General features: G+C 39.4%; 9 protein-coding genes. 7 read left to right on the top strand and 2 right to left on the bottom strand.

The features are described 5' to 3' along the window. Nucleotides 1-23: 23 nt before the first annotated feature. Together FBD94_RS15045 and FBD94_RS15040 are read right to left on the bottom strand one after the other, a co-directional pair. Nucleotides 24-1,472 carry an amino acid permease gene (locus tag FBD94_RS15045; protein WP_136880785.1) on the bottom strand — a complete coding sequence of 483 codons (1,449 nt, stop codon included), beginning with the start codon at nucleotides 1,470-1,472 and terminating at the stop codon, nucleotides 24-26. A 63-nt stretch (nucleotides 1,473-1,535) separates the two neighbouring features. Next, nucleotides 1,536-2,285, bottom strand: coding sequence for an AAA family ATPase (locus FBD94_RS15040; RefSeq protein WP_131608133.1), 750 nt, complete (start codon nucleotides 2,283-2,285; stop codon nucleotides 1,536-1,538). A 113-nt stretch (nucleotides 2,286-2,398) separates the two neighbouring features. Between FBD94_RS15040 and FBD94_RS15035 the strand changes: the two genes are divergently transcribed. The 7 genes from FBD94_RS15035 to FBD94_RS15005 all read left to right on the top strand — a co-directional run bounded on the left by FBD94_RS15035 (nucleotide 2,399) and on the right by FBD94_RS15005 (nucleotide 12,212). Next, the gene (locus tag FBD94_RS15035; protein ID WP_235884495.1) at nucleotides 2,399-3,001 is read left to right on the top strand and encodes an aminotransferase class III-fold pyridoxal phosphate-dependent enzyme; all 603 of its coding nucleotides are present in this window, start codon (nucleotides 2,399-2,401) and stop codon (nucleotides 2,999-3,001) included. 74 nt (nucleotides 3,002-3,075) lie between these two features. After that, nucleotides 3,076-3,654 carry an RNA polymerase sigma factor gene (locus FBD94_RS15030; protein ID WP_136880783.1) on the top strand — a complete coding sequence of 193 codons (579 nt, stop codon included), beginning with the start codon at nucleotides 3,076-3,078 and terminating at the stop codon, nucleotides 3,652-3,654. 69 nt (nucleotides 3,655-3,723) lie between these two features. Further along, nucleotides 3,724-4,857 (top strand): FecR family protein, encoded by a 1,134-nt coding sequence (locus FBD94_RS15025; protein ID WP_136880782.1) that lies wholly within the window; start codon nucleotides 3,724-3,726, stop codon nucleotides 4,855-4,857. A 281-nt stretch (nucleotides 4,858-5,138) separates the two neighbouring features. Beyond that, nucleotides 5,139-8,438 (top strand): SusC/RagA family TonB-linked outer membrane protein, encoded by a 3,300-nt coding sequence (locus FBD94_RS15020; RefSeq protein WP_169472318.1) that lies wholly within the window; start codon nucleotides 5,139-5,141, stop codon nucleotides 8,436-8,438. Between the two features lie 13 nt (nucleotides 8,439-8,451). Continuing rightward, a complete protein-coding gene (locus FBD94_RS15015) occupies nucleotides 8,452-9,891 on the top strand; it encodes a RagB/SusD family nutrient uptake outer membrane protein (RefSeq protein ID WP_136880780.1) in 1,440 nt (479 codons plus the stop codon). Nucleotides 9,892-9,905: 14 nt separating this feature from the next. Then, nucleotides 9,906-10,667, top strand: coding sequence for a DUF4843 domain-containing protein (locus FBD94_RS15010; RefSeq protein WP_136880779.1), 762 nt, complete (start codon nucleotides 9,906-9,908; stop codon nucleotides 10,665-10,667). An 18-nt stretch (nucleotides 10,668-10,685) separates the two neighbouring features. Beyond that, nucleotides 10,686-12,212, top strand: coding sequence for a PKD-like family lipoprotein (locus FBD94_RS15005; protein ID WP_136880778.1), 1,527 nt, complete (start codon nucleotides 10,686-10,688; stop codon nucleotides 12,210-12,212). The last annotated feature ends 29 nt before the right edge of the window (nucleotides 12,213-12,241 follow it).

The raw sequence follows: 12,241 nt of genomic DNA, 5'->3' as shown, positions 1-12,241 counted from the left end.
GAAGTTAAATTCCTTTAGCCCGTTTATTGTATTTTACTGTATTCTTTGCTTTTCTTTTTACTAACCAACAAGTAGCAAATGTATAGTAGTAAAATCCATCCAGGAATCAACTCGACAGATATTTTCAAGCCTGTTATCCACATGATCACTAAAATACCTACCAGGAAAATCAGGCATATATAGTTTGATAGGGGATAGATAAAAGAAGGGAATTTGGTTTTTACCTGATCTGCTTCTTTACTCCTTCTAAATTTTAAATGGGTAATGCTGATCATCAACCAATTGATAATTAGCGAGGATACGACCAGCGACATCAAAATCTCCAATGCCTTCTCCGGCATGAGCTTGTTGACTATAATACAAATCGCCGCAAATAGGCTTGATATTAGAATTGCATTTATCGGTACTGAATTTTTATTCAGCTTCGATAAAAAAGAAGGTGCATTTCCTTGTTGTGCTAATCCAAACAACATCCTGCTGTTACTGTAAACACAACTGTTGTAAACGGATAAAGCTGCTGTCAACACAATCACATTAAGCGCGTTAGCGATCACACTTGTAAAAAAGATAGTTTTGCCCATAAGGGTAAACTGAAAGCCCTTTAAACTTTCAAAAACCATCACAAAAGGACTACTGTCAGTCGTAATGTTTTTCCATGGGGATAGTGAAAACAGGATCACGAGTGCACCTACATAAAAAATCAGAATCCGGTAAATCACCTGATTGGTAGCCTTTGGGATCGTTTTTTCTGGTGCTTCTGCCTCTGCTGCTGTTATCCCTATTAATTCCAGTCCACCAAATGAAAAGATAATTAATGCAATTGCAGCAAATAATCCCTGAAAGCCCCCTTTTCCATCTCCACTAAACAAGCCCTTTGCAAAAAATCCACCATCATTCCATAGGTTTTGAATGCTTGCCTGTTCGCCACCGCTACCACTAAAAAGTAAATAAACACCAAAAATGATCATGGCAATAATGGCTACAACCTTTATGATTGAAAACCAGAATTCTACCTCGCCATACACCTTAACAGAAGTGAGGTTTAAGGCATTAATAGCTATAAAAAAGAAAAGACTCGATGACCACAGTGGGATTTCGGGCCACCAGAAATGTACATAAATGCCAATGGCAGTCAGCTCCGACATGCTGACCAGGATATATAACACCCAATAGTTCCAACCAGAAGCAAAGCCGGCAAAAGATCCCCAGTACTTATTGGCAAAGTGGCTAAAACTACCTGAAACAGGCTCTTCAACCACCATTTCACCTAATTGACGCATAATAAAAAAGGCAATAATGCCTGCCAGTGCATAACCTAAGATTACTGAAGGACCAGCCAATACAGCGGCTGGACCAATGCCAAGAAATAATCCTGTCCCGATGGCTCCACCAAGAGCTATTAACTGAATGTGCCTGTTTTGCAAACCTCTTTTGAGTTTTTGATCCTCAGGTTTTTCGTTGGTTGGTTTCAATATGTATGGTGTTTATTCAATTACAATATGAGTATCACTCAGAATTCCAACAAAAGTGGGAACTTATATTGAATCATCCAATAAGATCGATGTCATTTGTTCGGGGTTATCTAGAAATCCTTTATACAATTGATAAGTATCAGTCTCTTTATATTTCACTTTATGTATTCCGTCCGGTGTCATCTGATAAATGGTCGCATCTGGATAGGCCAATATAATTGGTGAATGTGTGGTAATAATGAATTGAGAACGTTTATTCACCAATTTGTCCATTTGCGAAAGCATGGCCATCTGGCGTGTAATGGACAATGCAGACTCCGGTTCATCTAAAATATAAAGCCCCGAGCCCCCAAAACGATTCATGAACAATGCCCAGAACGACTCACCATGAGATTGCTGATGCAGAGATTTGCCGCCATAGGAATCGATGATGCGTCCTCCTCCTGGTTCTGAGTCTCTCGAATCTATTTCAGATGCCAGATTGTAAAAGCTTTCACTCCTTAAAAAGAAACCGTCGCGCATCCTATGAACACCCTTAGAAATTTTCAAATAATTATGTAGGCTCGAGTGAGTAGCCTGTGTGTCAAAGTTGAAATTTTTACTACCACCTTCTGCATTAAAACCTAAATTAACCGCTATTGCTTCCAATAATGTCGACTTACCCATCCCATTTTCACCAATTAAATAGGTCACTTTTGGATGAAAGATTATTTTTTTAAAATGCTGTATGGTTGGAATGTTAAAAGGATAATCTGTAGGTATATCCTCAGGCAGATCTAATTGAACAGTATTTACATACCCGGAAAAATCCATAATTCTTTGATTGTTAATGCAATTATAAGAGAAATAAAAGATTGAATACCTATTTTGTCTATATTGTAATTTCGTTTTAAGAAAGAAAAATAAGGATAAATGCCGAGAATAAATTGTTTTATAGCCGTGTTCTTTCTTTATGTATTGCCGATGAGGTACAGGTTGGCTTTGGAAGAGTGGGTGAAAAGTTCTGGGGCTTTGAATTGCAGGATGTAGAACCTGATATTGTGGTGCTCGGGAAACCAATTGGAAATGGTCATCCACTTGCTGCGGTTGTATTGACCGAAGAAATTGCTGCTGCATTTAATAATGGATTAGAGTACTTTAATACCTATGGCGGTAATCCGGTATCTATGGAAACAGGCATTGCAGTGATGAATGTGATCTCTGAGGAGGGGTTGCAGCAAAGAGCACTGGAAACGGGCAATTATCTTATTGAGGGGCTTAAAAAGCTAATGGAGAAACATGTGATCATTGGTGATGTAAGAGGCAAAGGGTTATTTGTTGGTGCCGAACTGGTACGGAACAGGGAAACGTTGGAGCCCGCAGTGCCAGAGATTGATGTCGTTGTAGAACAAATGAGAGATCGTGGTTTCTTGATTAGTACAGATGGGCCATTTCATAATGTTTTAAAAATTAAACCGCCAATGGTATTTAATATCGAAAATGCAGCATCTTTTTTAACTAATCTTGACGAAGTACTTGGAGGGCTATAAAATCTTATACGCTTAAGCATATAAATTCCTATTATTGCACTGGGAATGTGCGCATTTCGATCTCCCGGGGATAAATGCAAGACGTAGATTTAAAAAATATTTCAGATCAGGAGTTGCTACTACTGCTTAAGGTAGGGGATAGGGCAGCGTACGAACAAATTTACCATCGCTATAAGTTTGTCCTGCATAACCATGCCTGGAACAAAACCCGTAATCGAGAAGAAAGTCAGGATATTATTCAGGAGATATTTACCATGCTCTGGGCTAAGCGCGAAACACTCGATGTAAATACCAACCTATCTGGGTATCTGTATACCAGTTTGCGAAACTATATTCTGAACCAGATTGTTCATAAAGAGGTGCAAAACAAATACATTGCTTCTATTCAATCATTTGTAGATCAGGAGTCGGTTATTGCAGATCACCTGGTCAGAGAAAATCAATTAAAAGCACTGATTGAAAAAGAAATTGGTGCTTTGCCACCACGAATGAAAGAAGTATTCCTGTTAAGCCGTAGAGAAAACCTAAGTCATAAAGAGATTGCTGAACTTTTGGGCACTACCGAACAAACCGTTAAAAAGCAAATGACCAATACTTTGAAGGTGCTGAGGAAGAAATTGGGCACGCTAATTTATTTTTATTATTTTTTTTAAATCCAATACCTCTTCCTGCCGATCATCTTGTCTTACTCAATATAAGCCACATTGGGGCTTCATATGTTTATGCAAGAAAAAGAAATTAAAGCCTTACTGGACAATTATAAAAACGGGACCGCAAGCGAAGCAGAAAAAGCATTGCTTGAGCGTTGGTATTTAAAATATCAGGAGCCTGAGCCTTATGAGTTTGGATTGGAAGAACGTTCGAAGGATCTTGATCTTGTATTGACTCGTCTCAAAAAAGGCCAGCAAAAACCTGGTAAAACATATTTTTGGTCGCGCATGGCAGCTGCGGCAATCTTATTATTTACTTTATCTGCAGGATTGTTTTTTTATGTAACTAAGGATAATGGCTTAGCGCCTAAATTAGCGAAGCATGATATCGCCCCTGGAGGCAATAAAGCAACCTTAACCCTGGCGAACGGTGAAGTCATCAACCTGACAGAGGCAAAAACTGGTGATTTGGGAGAGCAAGCAGGTATACAAATTACAAAAACCGCAGATGGGCAATTGATTTACACCATCGAAGATTCTCAAAATGCTGCGGGGTCATCATTATACAATACCATCGAAACGCCAAAGGGAGGTCAGTATCAAATCCTTTTACCGGATGGATCTAAAGTCTGGTTAAATGCAGCCTCATCTTTAAGGTACCCGGCTAATCTTACTGCGATGAATGAAAGAAGAGTTGAGCTAAAGGGCGAAGCTTATTTTGAGGTAAAAAAAGCTAATCGAAAACCATTTATTGTCGCAACAGATAAGCAGGAAGTAGAAGTCTTAGGCACACACTTTAATGTAAAAAGTTATCCCGATGACAACAGTACGAAAACTACCTTACTGGAAGGTAGCGTACAAGTGAGCCCTAAATCAAGTAGCATTTCTGGAGTCATACTGAAGCCAGGGCTGCAGGCAGAATTGAAACCCAGTGGGCTGAAAGTTCTTACAGTAGAGGTAGAGGACGAAATAGATTGGAAAAATGGAGATTTTGTTTTTAAGGAAGAAAGTCTCGAAAGTATTATGCGTAAAATAGCTCGCTGGTATGATGTCGATGTTGTTTATCGCGATGATGTGCCGAAAAATGTAGCCTTGGAAGGATTAGTTTCACGCACTAAGAGTATTTCAGAAGTCTTATCACTTATCCAATCAACAGGCAAAGTTCACTTTACCATAGAAGGAAGAAGGATTGTCGTAACTAAATAGTAATTAACTAAATACCTAAATATAAAAACCAATAAGAATGAAGAAACTACTACACAAACCAGGTTAGAGTTGAAAAACGAGGTGGCTTTAAATAAAAAAACCGGAAAGTGTTGGAAGCACAATCCGGCAAAAGTTTGAGGTAACCTTTCTCTTCTTAAAGGAGAGAAGAATAATTAGTCCAACCATTCAATATCAACTCAAACCATTTCAAAAGTATGAAATCAAATGCTTTTAACCTAGGCATGCCGAATTTTTGGCTTCCGCCCAAATTATTATTGATTATGAAAATGATCATAATTATGATGACCATGTTTTTATTGCAGGTCAATGCCGCTTCTTTCGGCCAACGCGTCACGCTCTCTGAAAAGAATATTACACTTAAAAAAGTGTTTAAGGAAATCAGAAATCAAACAGGTTATGATTTCTTGTATGATGCGGAAATTATGAAATCGGTGCATCCGATTGATGTCGATTTGAAGAATACACGCTTAGCAGATGCGTTGATGAATTGCCTATATGGGCAGAACCTGACCTTTGAAATAAAAGATAAATCCATTATTATCAAAAATAAGCTACCTGAACTGATATTGATACAGCAATTTTCTGTAAGTGGGGTTATACTTGACGAAAGCAATAATCCTATCTCAGGGGCCTCGATTAAGATTAAAGGTAATTTAAGTAGAGGAACTGTTAGTAACAAGGAGGGGCGTTTTTTAATTATACCTGCTTCTGAAAATGATGTTCTGGTTATTTCCTATATCGGCTATGTTAGCCAGGAAATTAAGGTTAAAGGGGCTAAGTCTCCTTTAACTATTAAATTGAAAGTTGAGGAGAATAACATGATAGACGTGGTAATTACCGGTACCGGCATAACCCGTAACAAAAACAGTTTTACCGGTGCGACAGCTACATTTAGTGGCGATCAGTTGAAAAGTATCGGAAACAACAACCTTATCCAGAGTCTGCGGACATTGGATCCGTCTTTTATCCAGATGGAAAATAATTTTGCCGGAGCCAATCCCAACATTTTGCCCAATATTGAGGTTCGTGGTAAAACAAGCGTACCTATCGCTACTTTAAAAGACCAGTTTGGAGCAGATCCCAATCAACCCCTGTTTATTCTGGATGGTTTTGAAACTACTTTGCAAAATATTGTCGATCTGGATATTAACCGGATCGGATCGGTTACCATATTGAAAGATGCTGCTTCTACAGCTTTATATGGGGCAAGAGCATCAAATGGGGTTATCGTCGTAGAAACAATAAAACCAAAACCAGGTAAACTCCAATTTTCTTATTCAAATGACTTTAGAGTAGAAATGCCAATACTGTCAGTTTACAACATGATGAATGCTAAGGAAAAACTGGAGTTTGAGGTGTTGTCGGGGAGATACATCAGTACTCCCGCGTCAGTGGCTGCTCAGATCGAGCTTGATCAATTGTACAACAACCACTTAAAGCTAGTGCAGGAAGGGGTGGATACTTACTGGTTAAATGAACCGGTAAGAACCGGATTTTCCGAAAACAACTCCATCTTCGCACAAGGCGGTGATGATAGTTTCAGATATGGTGTAGGTGTCAATTATAAGAACCAGACGGGAGCTATGAAAGGATCGGGTAGGGATACCTGGAGCGGAAACATCAATCTGACCTACCGCAAAAATAAATTGAATATTAATAACAACTTGTTTGTTAGAGGCTATGGGGCAAATGAATCTCCTTATGGGTCATTTTCAAATTTTGTAAATGCAAACCCATATTTTAAAAAGGATGTAACCTCAGCTTACCTGGAGCAGACACATACCGCAAGGGGAACGGTGCTAAGGGTTTCAAATCCACTTTACAATGCGTTATTACCGAATATCAATTCAGAGAACAATCTCGAGGTACAAAACAACCTACAGCTTAATTACGATATTACCTCAGAGTTTCGATTGAGCGGAGGTGTACAACTGATAAAAGGAGGTACAGATAATGTATTGTTTTTAGCCCCTGAACACAGCTCTTTTGAGGAAACACCATTACTCAGAAAAGGAAAGTATACGAAGACTGAACGTAATAATTTCTCTTATCAGGCCAATGCCTTACTAACGTATGGAAAGGTATTTGCAGAAAAACATTCATTTACTGCTAATGCAAGGGTTGAAATCAACAACAGAGAATTCCGTTCGTTCCAAACAATAGCAGAAGGTTTTCCTGAAGGAGCAACAGGTAATCCACGATTTGCTTATACTTATGAGGCCAATGGTGCCCCATCAGCCTCCTCAAGTGTATTCCGGACAGCAAATGCTACTGCTTCGGTTAACTATGCCTATGACCAGCGCTTCCTTTTTGACGCTTCTTATCGTCTCGACGGATCAACCGCCTTTGGTAGTAACAGGCAGTTTTCTCCTTACTGGTCTGCAGGTATGGGCTGGAACCTTCATAATGAAGCGGTTCTTAAAAACCGAGACTGGGTAAATCGTTTAAGAGTATATGGTAATATCGGGGTTACAGGTAATCAGAATTATGGCTCAGTTACTTCTACTTCTACTTACGATTACAATTCCAATACCAACTACAACCAGTTTGGACAGGGAATAACGTTAAGTACTTATGGAAATCCAGACCTAGCACCTCAAAAAACAACCCAGATTAGTGGAGGAATTGATTTTTCATTCTTTAAGGACCGCTTAACGGGTTACGTAAATGCCTATAACAAACGTACCAACCCATTGGTTGTTGCTGTAGATCTGGCTTCCTCTACAGGATTGGTTGCCTTTCCCTTTAATGTAGGTAAAATGAATACATTAGGTGCGGAAATTAAAATTGGTTATTCACCTATTTTCAGACTCGAAGATCGCATTGTTTGGACCTTTAATGTAACGGGCAGCAGCTATAAAAGTAAATATAGTGGATTGGGCTCGACATTGGCAGGATTAAATACCCAGAATCAGCAGAACCAAACAGTTACGACCAAATTGCTTCAGTTTAATGATGGGTATAGTCCTGATGATATCTGGGCCGCAAAATCATTGGGCATAGATCCAGGTACCGGACGCGAAATGTTTCTAAGGCCTGACGGGCAATATACTTTCGATTACAATTCCGCAATTTTATCTGCAGTAGGAAATACCAATCCTGTGGTAGAAGGCGTTGCTTCAACCTATTTTTCTTATAAAGGTTTTAACGTAGGTGTGAATCTTAGATACCAGTTTGGTGGCGACATCTTCAACACCGCGCTTTACAACAAAGTAGAGAATATTACCTATGCTTCAGTAGCCAACAATCAGGATAAGAGAGCTTTGTATGATAGATGGAGGAATCCTGGTGATATTTCGTATTTCAAGGCCATTTCCCAAACCAGTATCACTCCGCAGTCATCAAGATTTGTACAAAGGAACAATACCATTACCGGAGAATCGATCAGCTTTGGTTATATGTTTGACCGACAGGCCTGGTTAAAACGTGTAGGTTTAAGTACGCTTACTTTAACTGCTATTGCCAATGATATCTTTCAGATATCAAGTGTATTAAGGGAACGCGGCGTAGATTATCCTTTTGCAAAAACGGTTTCAATGAGTTTAAGGGCATCATTTTAAACAGAAGCGAATCATGAAAAGAAATTACATAAAAATATTGACCCTGCTAATGACCCTGGGGGTATTGGCATCCTGTAAAAAATTCCTGGACGTAAAACCGGAAGATAAAATCCTTGAAGCAGATGCATTCGCTTCAGTAAAGGGCATAAATACAGCACTGAATGGCTTGTACATTGACCTGGCCAAAAATGATTTGTATGGAGATAACCTTACATTGACAACAGTTGACATTCTTGCTCAACGCTACAATGTACCCAGCTCACATACATTACTTACGCTGTCTACTTATGATTATGCTACAAAACCTGCAGTGGAGAAAATAGATGGCATGTGGAGTGCTGCATATACTGGTATTTTAAATGCCAATGTATTAGAAAACAATTTGGCTAAATATACAGGTGTATTGGATGCCAAAACTGATTCCATATACCGTGGAGAAGCAATCGCCATAAGGGCAATGTTGCATCTGGATTTGCTACGCTTGTTTGGGCCAATGTATAATTCGGCTGATTCAGTTAAAGAGGCTATTCCCTATTATACCAAGGTCGAGTCTTCGGCCAATCCGCTTTTGCCGGCAAACAAAGTGATGTCGCTCATCATGGGTGACCTGGCAAAGGCGGAAGGATTGCTTAAAAACGATCCGATAATTACGAATGGTGTGATGCCCGAATTTATTGATGGGGCGAATAATTTTTTACGCAACAGGAACTATCGTTTAAATTATTATGCAGTAAAGGCACTTCAGGCAAGGGCCAACATGTACAGGGGGAATAAATCGGCTGCATTGGAAGCAGCCAAGGTATTGATACAAAATGCAGCTAAATTTCCCTGGATAACATTGGCAGCTGCGGTGAGTGAGAAAACGAATCCTGATCGGGTTTACACCCAGGAGATGATATTGGGTATCCAAAATTCTCAGCTGTATAACAATTACCTTAAATATTTCGCTCCTGAGCTAGAGGAAAAAAATATACTTGCTCCTATCGCTGGCCGGTTAACCACCCTCTTTGAAACCAACGAAAATGATTATAGGTATAATCCACAGTGGGTTGTTCCGGGAAATGGAAGCAAAACCTACAGAACATTCTATAAATACGCTGATATCGTTGATAAAAAGATGGCCTTCCGTTTTAGTATTCCCATGATCAAAATCAGTGAGATGTTTTTAATCGCGGCTGAATGCGAGCCGGTTGCGGCTACCGCAATAGGTTATCTGAATAGCGTGCGCAATAACAGGGGATTGTTAAGTCTTGCTGTTACTGCAAATTTAACTACCGAATTGCAAAAGGAATACCAGAAGGAGTTCTTTGGCGAAGGACAATTGTTCTATTATTATAAACGCAGAAATCTGATTAACATACCTAATGGCTCGTCTGGCAGTGGTAATGTGACCATGAGTGCAAGCAAATATGTGCTGCCATTGCCGCTGTCCGAAACCCAATACCGTCAATAAAAAAGGAGAAAAATATGAAAAATATTGTATATAGTTTAAGCATATTGATACTGTTGGTAGTAGGAGCTTGTAAAAAGAGTAGCCTGATTACCTATCAAGGGCAGCCTGATATTTATTTCGATGATGCAACAAGATTACCTACCCTTCCAGGTGATATTATTTTGGATTCAACCATCGTTTCTTTCGCCTATTCCACGGTTACTGACTCCATTTCAAAAATCATAATAGGTGTCACGGGGGCAAAGGCAGATCACGACAGAACTTATAAACTGGAGATAGACCCAAAGTCGACAGCGATTTCCGGAAAACACTACGATGCTTTGCCGACATCTTTTACCATCAGGAAAAACAAATTGAAAGATACTGTGCTATTGAAGATGCATCGTACAGTTGATTTGCAGACCACGGAGTCTACCCTAATTCTGAATCTTCAGGCCAACGAGAATTTTGTAACCTCGATGGCAGATAAAGTCATTAACAAAACTACAGGAAAAAAGTACAGTTATATTACCTATAAAGTTTATATCAATGACATCGTAAAAAGACCTTCCGGGTGGTTCGATACTTATCTGGGGGTATTCAGTCGTAAAAAACTGTTTTTGATGGTCGACGTGTTAAATGTACAACCTAGTTTTTTTGTCGGACAGCCGTCTTTGGGTATCCTTGGTGCATATGGCAAATATATGCAACGTTATTTAAATGACCAGAAGGCTGCAGGTAAAACCGTTTTCGAAGATGACGGTACGGAAATGATCATGGGGCCGGGAGTTCAATAGTGTTAACCATTAAAAAAAATGAAATTTATGTTTACTAAAATATATGTTTACTTAATCGTTTTGACGATAATGCTGGCGTATTCCTGTAAAAAAGATCTTGGGAATTATGACTATAATTCTGTTAATGAAGTGGAACAATTTAAGGGGGTAAATGACACCGTTGCAATTTACGGCAGTCGGTTTACCATTAAACCAATACTTAGTTTTACTTCAGATCAAGGCACAGATACCACAAAGTACAGCTATGAATGGGCTTATATCGGACCAAATGGGCTTGGAGGAGAGAAAATGTTTATACTGGCAACCACTCGTAATCTCGATGTAAAAATGACACTGGTAGCCAGGGGTTATACCTTTTACTATGGTGTTACAGACAAGGTGAGTGGTGTAAAATATCGTCATAAGTTTACCATAACAGTACAGAATGAAATCAATGAAGGTTGGTTTCTGATGTGTGATGTAAATGGTACGGCACGATTAGATGTATTATCAAAAAAAGCGGATGGTAGTTTTGTCAATGTAAACGATCTGCTGCAGACAACGGCATCAGGTTTAACATTAAAAGGTAAGCCCGTAATGGCGTATACTTATCCGACTGGATTGTTGATTGGTCCTGATGCAATATCCTATGGGCTTTACCTGGGAACAGACCAGGGGACGACGAAGATTGATCCAAACACCTACAAATGGACAAAGACCATGGACATTACGTATGAGATGTTTGGTGAAATTCCTGCAGACTTTTATGTGCAGGCAATGAAAAGCAGGGGAGGTACTAGTAACAGTGCCTATATGCTAGGTAAAGGAAATGTTTACGTATACGATCGTCCTCAGAATGCTTATTATGCTACCCCGCTTAATTATATCGATGCAGAGAAAAAAGCCTTTACAGTAGCACCTTACATAGGTATTGACGAGTATAATTCAACTTTGCCCGGTATCTTCTATGATACAGATAATAGACGTTTTGTCAAACATACTGGATTGGCTGCTTCCTGTACGACTTTGCCAGACCCTTCTGACGATAAGAAAATGTTTAGCTTCAGTACCGGAATGGATTTGCTTTATATGGACTGTATCCGTTACAATGGCCCAGAGGTATTCGCTATTTTGAAACAACCAACCGGAACCAAAAGATTCCTGGCCAGATTTGCAAATTCATCCAATGCGCAGTCATACTACGCCGAAATTGTGGCTACTGATTTTGACAAGGCCGAACAGTATGCAATCAGCCCTGATCTGGCATATATTTTCTACAATGTCGGTTCAAAAGTTTATGAATATGACATTTTCCTTAAAACGACGAAATTGGTTGTAGATAAGGGTGCAGGTAAAATATCAATGCTCAAATTCCATGTGTTCAGGGCAACTAAGTATACGGAAAGCAATAAACTGATTGTTTGCAGTTATGATCCGGTATTGCCTGAGGGAAGCAATGGTAATATGGATTTGTATACCGTTCCTCCTTTAAATGCCGATTTGCAATTGTATAAGACTTTTAGTGGGTTCGGAAAAGTTCAGAGCCTGACTTACAGGGAAAGATAAAACACAACAGCCAGGCCCTATTTGCGCCT

The organism is Pedobacter hiemivivus (genome assembly GCF_005144565.1).
Classification (GTDB): Bacteria; Bacteroidota; Bacteroidia; order Sphingobacteriales; family Sphingobacteriaceae; genus Pedobacter; species Pedobacter hiemivivus.
This window is presented reverse-complemented; position numbering and strand designations above follow the sequence as displayed.